Consider the following 16,235-nt stretch of genomic DNA (forward strand, 5'->3'; position numbering starts at 1 on the left):
CGCCTTGAGGCCTCCGGCGGGCGCTCTACAGCGAGGGGGCGACCCGCGCGTCGGGCTTGGGGGCGCCGGTCCGCGACTGGTCGGCTTCCTTCACGTTGTTGCCTGCGTTGCGTTGGTCGGCGGCGGTCGCTGCTTGTGGTCGCCGAGGTCCTGGGTCCCTCGCCGCGTCGTCGCCGTAAACGGAACCAGCCCGGTTTGGCGGAATCAAGCCGCACCCCACCTGCTGTGGTTCAGCCTCGTCCGGCTTGACACCGCCAAACCGGCCAGGTTGGCAGAGCCCGCCGACGCGGCGAGGGACCCAGAACCAACACCCCGCATGGTCCTTCGGACCCCCTCACCACGTGGTCGGCCACGCTGGCCCGTCACCACCCGCAGCCAGCAGGCACCGGTCCTCACCGGAACCGGGAGCCCGGCCCCGCCGCCGCTCATGCCAAGCGCCGGCCCGCCATCGCCCTAGTCCCGCACGCACTCCACCGGCATCTGCGCCAAAGCGCCCCGGTAGTACGCGATCTTCTCCTGCACCTTTCGGCGCAGGTCGATCAGGCGCGCCATTTCTGCCTCGACGTTCGCGTCGTGCTCCTCCAGGAGGGCTAGGCGCTCGGCGACTGTGGTGTCGCCGTCGCGGACTAGTTCGGCGAAGGTCTGCATCTGGGCGATGGGCATGCCGGTGCCGCGGAGGCAGCGGAGCATGTCGAGCCAGCCGATGTCGTCGTCGGTGTAGCGGCGGTGGCCGCCGGCGGCGCGGCGGACTGGTTCTATCAGGCCGATGCGCTCGTAGTAGCGGAGCGTGTCGAGGGAGAAGCCGGATATCTCGACCGTCTGTGCCGGGGAGTAGTTCTCGGTCGTCATAGCGTCCCATCGTAGGAGGGCTTGACCTGGAGCGCGCTCCAGATTCCAGGATGGCGGGCATGGAGTACACGACCTTCGGCGGTCCGAGTGGGCCGCGGGTGAGCACCCTTGCGCTGGGTGTGATGATGTTCGGCACGACCACCGATGAGGCGACGTCCGTCGCCATCCTCGACCGCTTCCGCGAGGCCGGGGGGACCTTCCTGGACACCGCTGACTGTTACGCCTTCTGGGTCGAGGGCGCCACCGGCCATGAGAGCGAGGAGCTGCTGGGACGCTGGTTGGCCTCGCGTGGCTGCCGCGAGGAGATGGCGATCTCGACCAAGCTCGGCGCGCAGCCGGATCCGGCGTTCGTGGCGCCGTGGCCGCGCAACGCCGAGGGCTTGTCGGCGCCGGCGGTGCGCGCGGCGGCGGAGGGCAGCTTGGCGCGGCTCGGGACCGACCGTGTCGAGGTGCTGTTCTCGCACATCGAGGACACCTCCGTGACGTTCCCCGAGACGGTCGGCGCCTTTGCGGAGCTGATCGCGGAGGGCAAGGTGGCGGTCGCCGGAGTCTCGAACCATCCGACGTCGCGTGTGAAGCGGGCCCGGGCCGCCGCCGAGGCGCTGGGTGTCCCCGGCTACACGGCGGTCCAGCAGCGGCACGCCTACCTGCGGGCACTGCCCGGCGCCGCCTTCTCCTCGCCGCAGGAGACCGCCGACGACGAGCTGCTGGCCATGGTGCGCGACGGAGAGGTGTCGATGATGGCGTACGCGACGTTGCTGGAGGGCGCGCTGGTCCGGCCAGACCGGCCGCTGCCGCAGCAGTATCAGAGTCCGGAGAACGAGGCGCGTCTCAGGACCCTGTGGCGCGTCGCCGACGAGGCCGGAGTGACGCGCACGCAGCTGGCGCTGGCGTGGCTGCTGCGCGGCGACCCGGCGATCGTGCCGGTCGTCGGGGTGAGTTCGGTAGCTCAGCTCGACGACGCGCTCGGGGCGTTGGACGTGCCGCAGGACGTGGTCACGGCGCTGGCCGACGCGGTCACCGAAGTAGTCGCTGAGGCAGTCGAAGCGGCCGCCTAGCCCCGACCGCGCGGCGGCACCGGATGCCGCGGCATCCACTGCGGCCACTGCTCGGCAGGACGCGCGGCCGGGCCCGAGGCGCCGGCCGCGCCGTCGGCCGCGTCAAGCGCGCCACCCGGCGCGGCGTCGAGCCCCAGCGACTTGCGCAGCTCGAATGTCACCGGCGAAGACGTCCCCTCGAAGACCGAATAAGCATCCTGCCGAGCTGCCCGCGCCCCGGCCGGGTCCCCGAGCCGCTCGCGGATCCGGCCGACCAGCGCCAGCGCCAGCCCCCGCCCCGGCCGGTCGCCGACCTCGGTCAGCGTCTCGACCGCCTGCGCGGCCGCCTCCAGGGCCTCGTGGTCCACGCCCTGGTCCGCCAGCGCCTCCGCGAGCCGCAGGTGCGACCAGCCGAGCAGGCGGTGCTGCCCGATGCCGCGGTGGATGTCCAAGGCCTCGCGGTGGCAGGCCGCGGCGCGATCGGGAAAGCCCGCCTCGCGCAGCACCATCCCGGTGGAGTGCAGGCCGTCGGCCAGCCCTCTGGCGTCGCCGTGGGCCCGCCGCAGCGCCAACCCCCGCTCCGCCAGCTCCCGCGCCTCCTCGGGGCGCTGCACGCGGCACAGGCTCTGCGAGAGGTTCAGCTGCGCCTCCGACAGCTGCTCCCAGCCGGCGCCGGTCTGCTCCAGCAGGTGCAGGGCCTCGGCGGCGGCTCGCATGGACTCCTCGTCGCGCCCGGCACGCCAGTGGTTCGCGGACAGCACCGACAGCGCTTCCAGCAGGTACCCGGGCTCGGGAAGTTCTCGCGCCACAGCGACGGCGGCTGCGGCCTGCACGTCCGCCTCGGCCAAGTACCAGGACTGCGACAGCGAGTGCGCGAGCTCGAAGCGCGCGACGGCCTCCGCGCGGCGGTTCCCCTCCCGGTCGGCCTCGTCGATGAGGACGGCCGCCAGGCGCGCCAAGTCCTGATCGCCGGGGCCGGACTGGCACAGGATCCCCTGCCAGTACAAGAGATCGGCGCAGGCGTCGACCAGATCGACGGGCTCGACCGGGCCCCCGCCGATCGGATCAGTCCTCTGATCCACGTCGCCGACTCCGGCGCAGCGTGCGGCGCGGCCGTGCCGGCTCAGCAGCGCCTGAGTGGCCGCCGCGCACGCCGCCTCCCGCTCCCGTTCCCCCCACGCCGTGCAGTCCGCCGAACCGATCGGCGCGTCGGCGACCGCGGGTGCCGATATCAGCCCCTCCAGGTTCGCAGCACACGGATTCACCGCCGTCGCGGCGGCCGCGGAAACCCCGAGGTAATAACGGATTAAGCGATCCAGTGCGGCGCGGTGCGCATCCGGACCGTCGACGTCGGCGCCCAGCCGCCGCGCGAACATCCGCAACAGCGCGTGCAGCCGGTACCGTCCCGGGCTCGGCGACTCGACCAGGCACAGATCGACCAGCCCCTCGGCGAGGTCCTCGGCCACCTGCTCCGGGCAGCACAGCAGCGCCGCCACGGCCTCGACGCCGATGTCCGGACCGTCCGGCACGGCCAGCAGCCGGAAGGCGTGCGCCTGGTCCGGCCGCAGCTGCTCGTACCCGAGCCGGAAAGTCGCCTCCACGGCCAGATCCCCGGCCCGCAGCTCGTCCAGCCGCCGGGCCTCGTCGCACAGCCGCCCGGCCAGCGTCTCGGCGGTCCAGTGCGGCCGGGCGGCCAGGCGCGAGGCCAGGATCCGCACCGCCAGCGGCAGATGGCCGCACACCGCCACGGCCTTGCGCACCGCCGCCTCGTGCCCGACGACGCGATCCTCGCCGGCCACCGCGCTGAACAGCGCCAGCGCCTCGTCGGGGTGGAACGCGCCGAGTTCGAGGAGGCGCGCGCCGGGGACGCCGGTCAGCCGGGACCGGCTCGTCGCCAGGACCGCGCATCCGGGAGTGCCGGGCAGCAGCGGACGGATCTGCTCGGCGTCGCGCACGTCGTCGAGCACGATCAGCACCCTGCGTCCGGCGAGCGTGGTCCGGAACAGTTCCGTGCGCTCCTTCAGGGTGTCCGGCACGGCTCCCGGATCAGTTCCCAAAGCCCTGAGAAACCCGCCGAGCACGCCGCCGGGATCGGCCGGCTCGCGGTCCGTCCCGCGCAACGCCGCGAACAGCTGGCCGTCGGGGAACCTGCCCACGGCCAGGTGCGCGGTGTGGACGGCGAGCGTGGACTTGCCCGCGCCGCCGATGCCGGAGAGCACCGCCAGCGGCATCGCGTCGCCCGGCTGGATCAGCTCCAGCAGCTGCCGGGACCAGTCGGCGCGGCCGGTGAAGTCGGCGACGTCGGCCGGGAGCTGCGCGGGGCCGGTGTGCCCGGCGCATGCCGAGGAGGCCGATGGTTCGACCGCATGCATCGAAGCTCCGGGACGTGCTGTCTCGGCACATGTTTCAGCCGTGTTTGCGGGGCGCTGATCGGCGGCGACGGCACCGGCGTCGTCGGGCCTGGGGACCGACCGCACGCGCGGCAGTCCGAACGCCCCGCCGGCCACGGCGGCCCAGTCGCGGGCCGTGCGCCCGGAGCCGTTCACCGTGTCGGTGTCCGCGGCGCCTGCCGCCACCTGCCGGTACAGCGCCCGCAGATCCGGTCCCGGATCGACGCCGAGTTCCTCGGCCAGCGTGCGCCGCGTCTGGTCGTAGACGGCCAGCGCCTCGGCTTTGCGGCCGCTGCGGGACAGCGCCAGCATCTGCAGTTCGCGGAAACGTTCTCGGAGCGGGAACTCGGCCGCCAGCGCCGCCAGCTCCGCCGTCACCGCGCCGTAGCGCCCGACCTCCAGGTCCAGCGCGATTCTGACCTCCAGGGCGCCGAGCCGGCGCTCGGTCCACTGCGCACGCTGCGCCACCGCGAACGGTCCGGTCAGGCCGGCCAGCGGCTCGCCCTGCCAGAGCTCCAGCGCCTCGTGCAGGCGGCGGGCGGCGCCGATCAGGTCGCCGTCGGCCCGGAGTCCGGCCGCGACCGCCTGGCCGGCCTCGAAGGCCAGGGCGTCCACCGCCGAGGGGTCGACGGTCAGGGCGTAGCCGCCGGCCACCGAGCTGATCGGGCCTGCGGTACCGATGGAGGCCTCGGTGCCGCCGTTGCCGCCAGGGCCGCCAGGGCCGCCGACGCCCTCGGCGCCCCCGCCCAGCGCGCGCCGCAGCCGCGAGGCGTAGGTCCGGATGGTGCTCAGCGCGCCTTTCGGGGCGTCGCCGCCCCACAGCGCGTCGATCAGCTCCTCGGCCATCGCGGCGCGGCCGGGGCGCAGCACCAGCAGGGCCAGCAGCTCGCGCTGCTGGGGCGAGCCGAGGTCCAGCTCGCCGTGCGGGCCCCAGCCGCGCACCGGGCCGAGGACGCTGAACCGCCACGCGCTGTCTGCCACCCGGGCAGGATACGCGCGCGGTCGGCGAGTATTGATCTGACACGCCGTCAGATATATGTTCACCGCACTATGGACTTCGACTTCACGCCCGAGCAGCGGGCCTTCGCCGCCGACGTCGAAACCTTCCTCGACACCGAACAGGTCCCCGGGGACACCAGCGTCTTCGACGTCACCCGGGAGAACATGGCGCAGATCGTCGACACCCCGGCGCGCCGCGCGTTCATGAAGAAGATGAGCGAGCGCGGCTGGCTGGGCATCACCTGGCCCAAGGAGTGGGGCGGGGCCGAGGGCGACGGGGTGTACGAGTACCTGCTGAACGAGGCGCTGGCCCGTCGCGGGGCCCCGCAGATCGGCAAGGGCGTGGGCATCATCGGCAAGACCATCCTGGCGCACGGCTCGCCGGCGCTGCGCCAGGAGTTCCTGCCGAAGATCCTGCGCAACGAGGTCGAGTTCGCGGTCGGCTACAGCGAACCGGACTCCGGCTCCGACGCGGCGTCGATGAAGCTGAAGGCCGAGCGCACCACCCGCGACGGCGTCGAGGGCTGGATCCTGAACGGCCAGAAGACCTGGACCACCTCCGCGCACTTCGCCGAGTGGTACTGGGTCGGCGCCCGCACCGACCCCGAAGCGCCGAAGCACTTCGGCATCACCCTGTTCCTGGTCCCGCTGGACCACCCCGGGATCACCGTCCAGGGCATCTGGACGATGGGCGACGAGCGCACCAACTCGGTGTTCTTCGACGACGTCTTCGTCCCCGACGACCACCGCGTCGGCGAACTGAACAAGGGCTTCCAGTACATCTCCGAGGCCCTGGACCTCGAACGCTTCACGATGTTCACCTACTCCCCCATCGCCGCCCGCTTCCAACTGCTGGTCGACTGGGCCCGCACCGCCGAGGTCGACGACGAGCCGGTCCGTGAGGACCCGGTCACCCGCCGCCGCATCGCCCGCCTGGCGACCGAGGCGGAGGTGGCGCGCCTGATGGGCCTGCGGGTGGTCGCCGCCTCGACGAAACCCGGGCCGCCGCCGACCACCGAGGCCAGCGAGTACAAGCTCTACGCGACGGAGCTCTCGCAACGCGTCGCCGACGCCGCGATGGACCTGGCCGCACCCGGATCGCAGCTGCGCGTCGGCACCGAGGAGGCGCCGATGGCCGGCCGCGCGGAGTCGACGTACCGCTACACGGTGCTCGACACGATCGGCGGCGGGACGTCGGAGGTGCAGAAGAACATCATCGCGCGGCGGCGCCTGGGCCTGCCGAAGAACTTCTGAGATGACGACTCCGCTGTTGGAGGGTGTCCGAGTCCTGAATCTGGCGAGCGTGGGGCCGGCGGCGCGCGCCGGGCGGTGGCTGGCGGACTACGGCGCCGAGGTGGTCAACGTCGGTGCCGTGCCCGCGCGCGGTGCGGTGCAGATCACTCCGGTCTTCCACGCCTACAGCGGCCACCGCGGCATGCGCCGCATCCTGCTGGACCTGAAGGTCGAGCGCGGCCGTGAGACTTTCCTGCGCATGGCCGAGCGCACTGATGTCGTCATCGAGTCGTTCCGGCCCGGCGTGACCGATCGGCTGGGCATCGGGTTCGAAACCGTGTGCGAGCGCAACCCGAAGATCGTCTACTGCTCGACCACGGGCTTCGGCCAGTCCGGCCCGAGCTCCCAGTGGGCCGGGCACGACCTCGATTACCTCGCCGTCGGGGGCTACCTGGCCGTCGGCGAGCCCGGAGCGCGCGGCAACCCGGCCCTGCCCGGCGCCACGCTCGCCGACAGTGCCGGCGGTGGCATGCACGCGGTGATCGCCATCCTCGCCGCGCTCGTGAGGGGCGAGGGCGCGTACCTCGACGTCTCCGTTGCCGACGGCGTCCTGTCCCTGATGTCGCTGGCGGTCGACGAGTACCTGGCCACCGGCAGCGAACCGGGCTATCAGCACTCGATGACCTCCGGCCGCTACGCCTGCTACGGCACCTATCGGGCCGGCGACGGTCGCTGGCTCGCGGTCGCCGCGATCGAACCGAAGTTCTGGGCGAACTTCTGCCGCCTGCTCGGGTTGGAGAAGTGGGCCACGCATCAGACCGATGACACCGTCCAGGACCAGATCCGCGAGGACATCGCCGCGGCGCTGGCAGCCGGAGACCGGGACTCGTGGGTGGCGATCCTGTCCGGATCAGACACCTGCGTCGCACCGGTCCTCACCGTGGCCGAGCTGACCGAGGATCCCCAATACCGCTCCCGGGACGCGTTCGCTGCGGCCGTCCACCCCGAGCACGGCGAACTGCGCCAGACCGCCCCGCTGCTGGCCGGGATGGTTCGCTCCGGACTCCCCTATCAGCTCCCCTCCGGAACGCACAGCACGCAGCTGCTGCTGGAGGCCGGATTCACCGAAGCCGAGACCAAGGAACTGCTGGCGGAAGGCACCGTGGCATGACCGACAACCATCCCGACGACCTCCCCGCCGACGTCACGGCGCTGATCGACCGCACGAGCCACGAGGAGACCGCCGACTTCCCCGTCGAACGCGGCTACGTCTGGACCTCCTGCGCCTCGGTCGAGAACGGCAACCCGTTGTACTGGGACGACACCGTCGCGGCCGAAGTCACCGGCGGCCCGATCGCGCCGCCGTCGATGCTCTCGACGTGGTTCCGTCCGCACCACTGGTCCCCCGGCCGGGACGAACCCAAGCTGCCGCTCCAGATCCACTTCGACCTCAAGAAGCGCCTGAATCTGCCCGAGGCGATCATCGCGGAGTTCACCACGGTGTTCCACGAGCCGGTACGCCCCGGGGACATCCTCACCACCTGCCAGCGGCTGCGCTCGGTGAGCCCGGTGAAGACCACCAAGCTCGGCCGTGGGCGGTTCTGGACCATCGACGTCGAGTACCGCAATGTGCGCGGCGAGCTGTGCGGGGTCGAGTCGTACACCGGGTTCGGCTACGACCGGGAGGACCAGACTGCATGAAACCGCTGCTCACGCTGGACGCGATCGCCGTCGGGGACGTGCTGCCGACGCTGACCTACGACGTGTCCGCCACGACCGTCGTCCTCGGCGCCCTGGCCACCCGAGACTGGCGCCCGATGCACCACGACCACGCATTCGCCGTGGAGCGCAACGGCGTCCGCGACATCTTCCTCAACACCCCCAACCAAGCCGCGTGGTTCGAGCGCTACCTCACTGACTGGACCGGCCCGCACGGCCGCCCCGGACGCATGCGCTTCCGGATGAAGGACTCTGTCTTCCCCGGCGACACCATGGCGATCGGCGGCACGGTCACCGGCGTGGCCGTGGACGACACCGGCTGCGGCTGGGTCGATCTCGATCTCGATCTGGCGGTCGGCGGCGCCTCGAAAACCGGGTGCTCCGCACGGATCGCCGTGCCGGTGGACTCCGACGACAACCCGTGGGCGCGGCGTGGCGAGCGCTGGCGCCCCTAGCGAGCGAGAGAACGAGAGAAGGCCCTGACGATGGACCTCGACTTCAGCGACGAGCAGATCCTGTTGCGGGACACGGTGCGGGACCTGTGCGCCAGGCACGTGCCGACGGCGACCGTGCGTGACCTGGAGAACGACCCCGAACGCTACCCGGAGGACTTCTGGAAGCAGGCCGGGCAACTCGGCCTGCACGGGATGCGGCTGCCCGAGGAGCACGGCGGCACGGACATGACGCTGCTGGACGCGGCGTTGGTGTACGCGGAGTTCGGCCGTGCGCTGGTGCCCTCGCCGCACTTCGCCAGCACGGTACTGGCCGGCCGGGTGCTGACGACGGCCGGCAGCGACGAGCAGCAGGAACGCTGGCTGCCGCGGATCGCCTCCGGGACCGGGGTGTTCACGGTGGCGTGGCTGGAGCCGGATCGCGGGTGCGGGCCCAAGGGTGTGCGGGCGAGGGCCGTCGCTGCTGAGGGCGGCGGCTATCGGCTGACCGGCGTCAAGCGCCACGTCCCCTACGCACGCAGCGCGGAGCGAGTGCTCGTGCTGGCGCGGGACGAAGCCGACGGCGAGGTGGTGTTCCTGCTGGTGGACCCGGCGGCCGAGGGCGTCAGCCTGACGCAGCAGCTCACCATCGCCTCCGACACGCAGTACCGGATCGACTTCGAGGACGTGTTCGTCCCCCAGGACTCCGTCGTCCGCGGCGGCTGGGCGGTGTGGGACGCGGTCATGCACGACGCGATCGTGCTGGCGGCGGCCCAGGCCTCCGGCGCGGCCCGCCGGACGCTGGAGTTCACCGTCGACTACGCGCTGACCCGGCACCAGTTCGACAAGCCGCTCGGGGCGTTCCAGGCGATCGCGCACTACCTGTCCGACGCGGTGACGGTGGTCGACGGCGCCGAGACGCTGGTGTGGGAGGCGGCGTGGGCGCGGGACGCGGGGCGTTCCACGGCGAAGCTGGCGCCGATGGCGAAGCTGTTCGCCGGGGACACGTTCCGGGACGTGACGGCGACCGCGCAGCAGATCTTCGGCGGCAACGGGTTCACGGTCGAGTTCGACACGCAGCTGTACTTCCGGCGGGCCAAGCAGTGGCAGATGGCTTGGTGGGACGCGCGGTATCTGGAGGAGCTGGTCGCGGTGCAGGTGCTGGACGCGGCTTGAGGCCGCGTCCAACGACAGCCCCGTCCCCGAATACGAGCCCCTCCCCTACCCCTTCCGCGCCACCGCCCCGTAAGCGATCTGCCGCTCCCGCATCGCCCTCGTCACCGGACCCTCGGGCCGCCAGGCCGCCATCGGCACCAGCCCCGGCTCGACCGGCTCCAGATCCACCATCAGCTCCAGCACCTCCTCGCGGTCCCGGGCCTGGCACGGGATTCCGGACTGCCGGAACGCCGCGGCCGTGGCGCGCGACAGCTCCACCGCGAGGTCCGTCGCGCCGTGGGTGAGCACCAGGCAGCTGCCCGGAGCGCAGGCGTCCATCAGCGTGCGCAGGTGCTTGGCAGGCTGTTCATGGTCCGGCAGGAAATGCAGCAAGCCGGTGACCACCATGGCCACCGGCTCGTGCAGATCGATCAGCTCGGTCAGCGCCCGGTCGTGCAGCAGCGCCTCGGGCTCGCGCAGGTCCCCCTCGACGAATGCGGTCCCCGGACCGCCGTCGGTGAGCAGGACCCGCGCGTGGGACAGGATGATCGGGTCGTTGTCGACGTACGCGACCCGGGCGGCGGGTTCCACGGAGCGCGCGATCTGGTGCGTCGGCAGCGTCGCGGGCAGGCCGGTGCCGATGTCGACGAACTGGCGCACGCCGGCGCCGGCCAGGTATCGGACCGCGCGCCGGAGGAAGTCGCGCTGTTCGCGGCAGGTGTCGCGTAAGTACGGGTTGGCGCGCAGCAGGAGTTCGGCGGCGGCGCGGTCGGCGCGGAAGTGGTCCTTGCCGCCGAGCAGGAAGTCGTAGACCCTCGCGACGTGCGGGGAGTCGGTGTCGAGCGGGGCCGGGGGCCGCGGGTGCGGGACGTCGAACAGCGGCGGCAGCGGGCCCAGTCCTTCGTGTTCGGCCATGCACCCTCCTGGCGGGCCGTGCCCAAGGTTGGTTGTCAGCGCTCGAAGTGTTCAGCTTAGCCAAAACTTTACTCAGGTCCACGCCGCTTAATCTGACGATAAGATCCCCCACGGTAAGGGGTGGACCAGGCCAGGGGCGGAGACGGCGCATGTGGGACAAGGAACGACGCTCCGTCGCGGCGGTGTTCGCCACCCACGGCGCGGCCTCCGGGACGCTCGCCTCGCGGCTGCCGTGGCTGTCCGACCACCTCCAGCTCTCCGCCGGAAAACTCGGCATCGCCCTGCTCATGACCTCGATCGGGGCCATCACCACGATGCCGTTCGCCGGCCGCGCGGTGGCCCGCTTCGGCACCCGGGCGACGGCCTGGACGCTGATCTGCGCGATGGCTGCGGTCGAGGTGACGGCCTCCTGGATGCCGAACCTGCTGGCCCTGGCGGCGTGCACGACCGTGATGGGAGCCGTGGCCGGCACCTCCGACATGGCGATGAACGCCCAGGGCATCCTGGTCGAGAAACGCCTGGGCCGCTCCATAATGTCGGGACTGCACGGCAGCTGGAGCGCCGGCGTCCTGATCGCCGCGCTGGCCGGCTCCCTGGCCGCGCACGCCCACGTCGACGCCCGCGTCCACTTCGCCGTCGCGGCGGCGGTCCTCGCGGTGACGGTGTCCTGGGGAGCGTCCGGCTTCCGCACCACCAACGCGGACGTCGGCCTGGTCGAGGAGAAGAAGGGGGACGTCCCGCTGTTCGTGATCCCGCGCGGCGTGATCCTGCTGATCGGCCTGGTCGGCTTCTGCGGCATCTACGCCGAGGTCGCGGCGCAGGACTGGTCCTCGGTCTACATGCACCGCGTCCTGCACGGCGACGAGGCGGAGGCGGCCTTCACCACCGGCATGTTCGCCTTCACCATGGCCGCCGGCCGCCTGTCCGGCGACGCGGTGGTCGGCCGCCTCGGCGCGGCCACGACGGTCCGGGCCTGCGGAACCCTCGGCGCGCTCGGCGGCGTCCTGGTGGTCGCGGCCCAAAGCCCGGTCCCGGCCGTCATCGGCTTCATGCTAATCGGCATCGGCGTCTCAGTGGTGGTCCCCCTGGCCTTCGCCGCCGCCGGCCACGCCGGCCCGAACCCCACCCTCGGCGTCGCGGGCGTCGCCACCATCGCCTACGGCGCCGGCATGGCCGCCCCCGGCATGATCGGCGGCATCGCCGACCTGACCTCGCTGCGCGTGGCCTTCGTCGCGGTCGCGATCCTGGCGGCCATGGTCGCCCTCGGCGGCGGCCTGCTGGGCCGCAACGCGCCGGACGCCGTGCACGGGGTGACGGGGCCTCGGGCCGCGGAGGCTGAGGCGCTGGCTACGGAGGGGTGACCGGGGCGGAGGCCGGCGGGCGCGGCCGGCGCATCGGCCACTGCGATATTGCCGAGCCGCAGACCGCTGCGACTTCTATCCTTCCGGCATGCTCATCAGCCAGTACGCCTACTTCGGGCTGTCCAGCCTTGTCATCCCGGCCGCCGAGATGACGGCCATCCTGGGCATCGCACCGGACGAGATATCGGTGCGGGGAAGTCGCCGGGGCGAGCCGCGACCCCATCCCCCCCTGCACCGCTGGAAGATCGTGTGCCGCGAGCCGGCCATGAGCGTGGACCAGCAAGTCGAGCGCATCATGGAACGGCTCGCACCTCACGGTGACGCGATCGCCGCGTTGGCGCGGCGGCTCGACGCCGAAGACGGTGACCAGTCCGGCGCCGTCCTGGAGATCGTGCGCAAGTTCAACCACGACGAAGGGCAGGACCGCCTCGCCAGCACGCCGCCCGAGTTGATCGACGGCCATGACCTGCTGGGATGGCACTTGGACCGCGCCGTTCTGGAGTTCCTACAGGCCACCGGCGCGGTGCTCGACGTCGACGAGTACGACTACAGCGACAGCGCGGACGACGACTGACCGCCCGCGCCGGCGCGCCGAGCTCCGCGCCAGACCGCAGCACCTCACCCAGCGTTGAAGTAAGAAGCCTCCGGATGGTGCGCAACGATCGCATCCGTCGACTGCTCCGGATGCAACTGGTACTCCTCCGACAGCAGCACGTTGATCCGCTCCGGCTTCAGCAGCTCCACGATCTTCGTCCGGTCCTCCAGGTCCGGGCACGCCGGGTACCCGAACGAGTACCGGCATCCGCGGTACTCCACCTTGAACAGCCCCTCCGTCGAGTCCGGGTCCTCCGCGGCGTAGCCCAGTTCGTCGCGTACCCGCGCGTGCCAGTACTCGGCGAGGGCCTCGGCCAGCTGGACCGACAGGCCGTGCAGCTCCATGTAGTCGCGGTAGGAGTTGGCGGCGAACAGCTCCGCGGTGGCCTCGGCGATACGGGCGCCGACCGTCACCAGCTGGAACGGGGCCACGTCCACCTCGCCGCTGTCCTGCGGGTGCCAGAAGTCGGACAGGCACAGGTGCCTGTCACGCCGCTGCCGAGGGAACGTGAAGCTCGTGCGCTGCTCGCCGCTCTCGTCGAGGATCAGCAGGCTGTCGCCCTTGCTCACCGCCGGGAAGTAGCCGTACACCACCGCCGCGTCCAGCAGGTTCTCCGTCTGCAGCCGCTCCAGCCACATCCGCAGCCGCGGCCGGCCCTCGGTCTCGACCAGCTCCTCGTACGAACGCCCGCCCGAGCCGCGCCCCGGCTTGAGGCCCCACTGCCCCAGGAACAGCGCGCGCTCGTCGAGGTAGGGCGCGTACTCCGCCAGGCGGATGCCCTTGACCATGCGGTCGCCCCAGAACGGCGGCGTCGGGATCGGGTTGTCCAGCGCCACGTCCGAGCGCGCGGGGATCGGTTCGTCCGGGAGTTCGCGCAGCGGTCCCGAGGCCTTCACCCGGCGCGGACGCAGTGCCGGCAGCGACGCGCCCGGCACGCCGGCCTTCACCGCCGCGACCGCGTCCATCAGGTTCAGCCCCTCGAACGCGTCGCGCGCGTAGCGCACCTCGCCGTCGTACAGCTCGGCGAGGTCCTGCTCGACGTAGGCCCGGGTCAGCGCCGCGCCGCCGAGCAGCACCGGCCAGCGCCCCGCCACGCCGCGGGTGTTCATCTCCTCCAGGTTCTCCTTCATCACCACCGTGGACTTCACCAGCAGCCCGGACATCCCGATGGCGTCGGCGGCGTGCTCGTCGGCGGCGTCCAGGATCGTCTGCAGCGGCTGCTTGATCCCGAGGTTGACCACGTTGTAGCCGTTGTTCGACAAGATGATGTCGACCAGGTTCTTGCCGATGTCGTGCACGTCGCCCTTCACCGTGGCCAGCACGATCGTGCCCTTGCCGGTGGAGTCCGACTTCTCCATGTGCGGCTCCAGGTGCGCCACCGCCGCCTTCATCGTCTCAGCGCTCTGCAGCACGAACGGCAGCTGCATCTCCCCGGACCCGAACAGCTCGCCGACCGTCTTCATGCCGTCCAGCAGCACCTCGTTGACGATCTCCAGCGCCGGCCGCTCGGTCAGCGCCTCGTCCAGGTCGGCCTCCAGGCCCTTGCGCTCGCCGTCGATGATGCGGCGCTTCAGCCGCTCCTGCAGCGGCAGCGCCGCCAGCTCGTCGGCCCGCGAAGCCCGCAACGACGCCGCGTCCACGCCGTCGAACAGCTCCAGCAGCCGGGTCAGCGGGTCGTAGCCCTCGGCGCGCCGGTCGTAGACCAGGTCGAGCGCGACCTTGCGCTGCTCCTCCGGGATGCGCGCGATCGGCAGGATCTTCGAGGCGTGCACGATCGCCGAGTCCAGGCCGGCCTCCACGCACTCGTGCAGGAACACCGAGTTCAGCACCTGGCGCGCGGCCGGGTTCAGGCCGAAGGAGATGTTCGACAGCCCCAGCGTGGTCTGCACGTCCGGGTGCCGCCGCTTCAGCTCCCGGATGCCCTCGATGGTCTCCAGGCCGTCGCGCCGCGACTCCTCCTGCCCGGTACAGATGGTGAACGTCAGGCAGTCCACCAGGATCGAGTCCTCCGGCACGCCCCAGTTCGTCGTGATGTCCTCGATCAGCCGCTCGGCGATCGCCACCTTGTGCTCGGCGGTGCGCGCCTGCCCCTGCTCGTCGATGGTCAGCGCGATGACGCCGGCCCCGTGCGCGGACACCAGCTCCATGATCCGCGCGAACCGCGAGGTCGGGGCGTCGCCGTCCTCGTAGTTCACGGAGTTGATGACGGCCCGCCCGCCGAGCGTCTCCAGCCCGGCCTCCAGCACCTGCGGCTCGGTGGAGTCCAGCACGATCGGCAGCGTCGAGGCGGTCGCGAACCGGCTGGCCACGGCCTTCATGTCCGCGACGCCGTCCCGGCCCACATAGTCGACGCACAGGTCGAGCATGTGCGCCCCGTCGCGGATCTGGTTGCGCGCGATCTCCACGCAGGCGTCCCAATTCTCCGCCAGCAGCGCCTCGCGGAACGCCTTGGACCCGTTGGTGTTGGCGCGCTCGCCGATGGCCAGGTAGCTGATGTCCTGCCGGAACGGCACGTGCTGGTACAGCGACGACGCCCCCGGCTCCCGCTTCGGCGCGCGCTGCGGCACCTCGCGCCCGCCGAGGCTGTCCACCAGCTGCCGCAGGTGCTCCGGCGTGGTGCCGCAGCACCCGCCGATCAGCGCGATCCCGAACTGGTCGACGAACCGCTCGTGCCAGTCCACCAGTTCTTCGGGGCTCAGCGGATAGTGCGCGCCGTCGGAGGTGAGCACCGGCAGCCCGGCGTTCGGCATGCAGGACAGGCCGATCGTGGAGTGCTTGGCCAGGTAGCGCAGGTGCTCGCTCATCTCGGCCGGGCCGGTGGAGCAGTTCAGGCCGATGCGCTCGATCCCGAGGGACTCCAGCGCGGTCAGCGCCGCGCCGACCTCGGTGCCCAGCAGCATCGTGCCGGTGGTCTCGAACGCCGCCGAGGCCCACACCGGCACGTCGATCCCGGCGGCGCGCGCCGCCGCCTTGGCGCCCAGCACCGCGGCCTTGATCTGCAGCAGGTCCTGGCTGGTCTCGATCAGCAGCGCGTCGGCGCCGCCGGCGATCAGTCCGGCGGCCTCGGCCTGGTAGGCGTCGCGCAGCGTGGCGTAGCCGATCTGGCCCAGGGACGGCAGCTTGGTGCCGGGGCCGATCGAGCCGATGACCCAGCGCGGCTTGTCCGCGGTGGCGAAGCCGTCGGCGACCTCGCGGGCCAGCCGGGCGCCGGCCTCGGAGAGCTCGAAGACGCGGTCGGAGATGTCGTAGTCGCCGAGGTTGGTGTGGTTGGCGCCGAAGGTGTTGGTCTCCACGCAGTCCACGCCGGCGCGGAAGTACTCCTCGTGGACGGCCTGCACGATGTCGGGGCGCGAGATGTTCAGGATCTCGTTGCAGCCCTCGTGGCCCTGGAAGTCGTCCAGCGTCGGGTTCTGCGCCTGCAGCATGGTGCCCATGGCCCCGTCGGCCACCACCACCCTGGTCCGGAGTGCTTCGCGTAGTGCGGCGATCCGGGCGTTTCCGGCGTGCGCGGAAATAACGGCGGTCGAGGCCATGAGGGTTCCTCCGGGTGA

General features: G+C 71.8%; 12 protein-coding genes. 8 read left to right on the forward strand and 4 right to left on the reverse strand.

Annotated features, from left to right (window positions below; genetic code table 11):
* Nucleotides 1-453: 453 nt before the first annotated feature.
* On the reverse strand, nt 454-849 hold the full coding sequence (locus tag ABH935_RS47725) for a MerR family transcriptional regulator (protein ID WP_370384654.1): 396 nt from the start codon (nt 847-849) through the stop codon (nt 454-456).
* Between the two features lie 59 nt (nt 850-908).
* On the opposite strand from ABH935_RS47725, the gene ABH935_RS47730 reads away from it, so the two are divergent.
* Nucleotides 909-1,907 (forward strand): aldo/keto reductase, encoded by a 999-nt coding sequence (locus ABH935_RS47730; RefSeq protein ID WP_370384655.1) that lies wholly within the window; start codon nt 909-911, stop codon nt 1,905-1,907.
* Here the strand turns inward: ABH935_RS47730 and ABH935_RS47735 are convergent.
* Nucleotides 1,904-5,257 carry a BTAD domain-containing putative transcriptional regulator gene (locus tag ABH935_RS47735; RefSeq protein ID WP_370384656.1) on the reverse strand — a complete coding sequence of 1,118 codons (3,354 nt, stop codon included), beginning with the start codon at nt 5,255-5,257 and terminating at the stop codon, nt 1,904-1,906. The genes ABH935_RS47730 and ABH935_RS47735 overlap by 4 nt on opposite strands.
* A 69-nt stretch (nt 5,258-5,326) precedes the next feature.
* On the opposite strand from ABH935_RS47735, the gene ABH935_RS47740 reads away from it, so the two are divergent.
* From ABH935_RS47740 to ABH935_RS47760, 5 genes are read left to right on the forward strand one after another with little or no spacing between them, the layout of a single operon-like run.
* On the forward strand, nt 5,327-6,529 hold the full coding sequence (locus ABH935_RS47740) for an acyl-CoA dehydrogenase family protein (protein WP_370384657.1): 1,203 nt from the start codon (nt 5,327-5,329) through the stop codon (nt 6,527-6,529).
* A 1-nt stretch (nt 6,530) separates the two neighbouring features.
* The gene (locus ABH935_RS47745) at nt 6,531-7,679 is read left to right on the forward strand and encodes a CaiB/BaiF CoA transferase family protein (protein WP_370384658.1); all 1,149 of its coding nucleotides are present in this window, start codon (nt 6,531-6,533) and stop codon (nt 7,677-7,679) included.
* Nucleotides 7,676-8,209: a MaoC family dehydratase N-terminal domain-containing protein gene (locus ABH935_RS47750; protein ID WP_370384659.1), complete on the forward strand. Its 534-nt coding sequence runs from the start codon at nt 7,676-7,678 to the stop codon at nt 8,207-8,209. The genes ABH935_RS47745 and ABH935_RS47750 overlap by 4 nt, the downstream gene beginning before the upstream one ends.
* Nucleotides 8,206-8,682, forward strand: coding sequence for a hypothetical protein (locus ABH935_RS47755; RefSeq protein WP_370384660.1), 477 nt, complete (start codon nt 8,206-8,208; stop codon nt 8,680-8,682). The genes ABH935_RS47750 and ABH935_RS47755 overlap by 4 nt, the downstream gene beginning before the upstream one ends.
* A 30-nt stretch (nt 8,683-8,712) precedes the next feature.
* Nucleotides 8,713-9,834 carry an acyl-CoA dehydrogenase family protein gene (locus ABH935_RS47760; RefSeq protein WP_370384661.1) on the forward strand — a complete coding sequence of 374 codons (1,122 nt, stop codon included), beginning with the start codon at nt 8,713-8,715 and terminating at the stop codon, nt 9,832-9,834.
* Between the two features lie 45 nt (nt 9,835-9,879).
* On the opposite strand, the gene ABH935_RS47765 is transcribed toward ABH935_RS47760, so the two are convergent.
* The gene (locus ABH935_RS47765; protein WP_370384662.1) at nt 9,880-10,728 is read right to left on the reverse strand and encodes an SAM-dependent methyltransferase; all 849 of its coding nucleotides are present in this window, start codon (nt 10,726-10,728) and stop codon (nt 9,880-9,882) included.
* Nucleotides 10,729-10,877: 149 nt separating this feature from the next.
* Between ABH935_RS47765 and ABH935_RS47770 the strand changes: the two genes are divergently transcribed.
* Nucleotides 10,878-12,089 carry an MFS transporter gene (locus ABH935_RS47770; protein WP_370384663.1) on the forward strand — a complete coding sequence of 404 codons (1,212 nt, stop codon included), beginning with the start codon at nt 10,878-10,880 and terminating at the stop codon, nt 12,087-12,089.
* Between the two features lie 88 nt (nt 12,090-12,177).
* Nucleotides 12,178-12,663, forward strand: a complete 486-nt coding sequence (locus tag ABH935_RS47775) for a DUF4279 domain-containing protein (protein ID WP_370384664.1) — start codon at nt 12,178-12,180, stop codon at nt 12,661-12,663.
* Between the two features lie 44 nt (nt 12,664-12,707).
* Here ABH935_RS47775 and metH read toward each other — a convergent pair whose 3' ends face one another.
* Nucleotides 12,708-16,217, reverse strand: coding sequence for a methionine synthase (metH, locus tag ABH935_RS47780; protein ID WP_370384665.1), 3,510 nt, complete (start codon nt 16,215-16,217; stop codon nt 12,708-12,710).
* Between the last annotated feature and the right edge of the window lie 18 nt (nt 16,218-16,235).

The sequence above is a fragment of the Catenulispora sp. GAS73 genome (assembly GCF_041262085.1).
Classification (GTDB): domain Bacteria; phylum Actinomycetota; class Actinomycetes; order Streptomycetales; family Catenulisporaceae; genus Catenulispora.

What these genes read in the sequence shown, in the direction of transcription:
- ABH935_RS47725 (WP_370384654.1), bottom strand. Translation starts at nt 849, where the DNA reads ATGACGACCGAGAACTACTCCCCGGCACAGACGGTCGAGATATCCGGC.
- ABH935_RS47730 (WP_370384655.1), top strand. Translation starts at nt 909, where the DNA reads ATGGAGTACACGACCTTCGGCGGTCCGAGTGGGCCGCGGGTGAGCACC.
- ABH935_RS47740 (WP_370384657.1), top strand. Translation starts at nt 5,327, where the DNA reads ATGGACTTCGACTTCACGCCCGAGCAGCGGGCCTTCGCCGCCGACGTC.
- ABH935_RS47745 (WP_370384658.1), top strand. Translation starts at nt 6,531, where the DNA reads ATGACGACTCCGCTGTTGGAGGGTGTCCGAGTCCTGAATCTGGCGAGC.
- ABH935_RS47750 (WP_370384659.1), top strand. Translation starts at nt 7,676, where the DNA reads ATGACCGACAACCATCCCGACGACCTCCCCGCCGACGTCACGGCGCTG.
- ABH935_RS47755 (WP_370384660.1), top strand. Translation starts at nt 8,206, where the DNA reads ATGAAACCGCTGCTCACGCTGGACGCGATCGCCGTCGGGGACGTGCTG.
- ABH935_RS47760 (WP_370384661.1), top strand. Translation starts at nt 8,713, where the DNA reads ATGGACCTCGACTTCAGCGACGAGCAGATCCTGTTGCGGGACACGGTG.
- ABH935_RS47765 (WP_370384662.1), bottom strand. Translation starts at nt 10,728, where the DNA reads ATGGCCGAACACGAAGGACTGGGCCCGCTGCCGCCGCTGTTCGACGTC.
- ABH935_RS47770 (WP_370384663.1), top strand. Translation starts at nt 10,878, where the DNA reads ATGTGGGACAAGGAACGACGCTCCGTCGCGGCGGTGTTCGCCACCCAC.
- ABH935_RS47775 (WP_370384664.1), top strand. Translation starts at nt 12,178, where the DNA reads ATGCTCATCAGCCAGTACGCCTACTTCGGGCTGTCCAGCCTTGTCATC.
- metH (WP_370384665.1), bottom strand. Translation starts at nt 16,217, where the DNA reads ATGGCCTCGACCGCCGTTATTTCCGCGCACGCCGGAAACGCCCGGATC.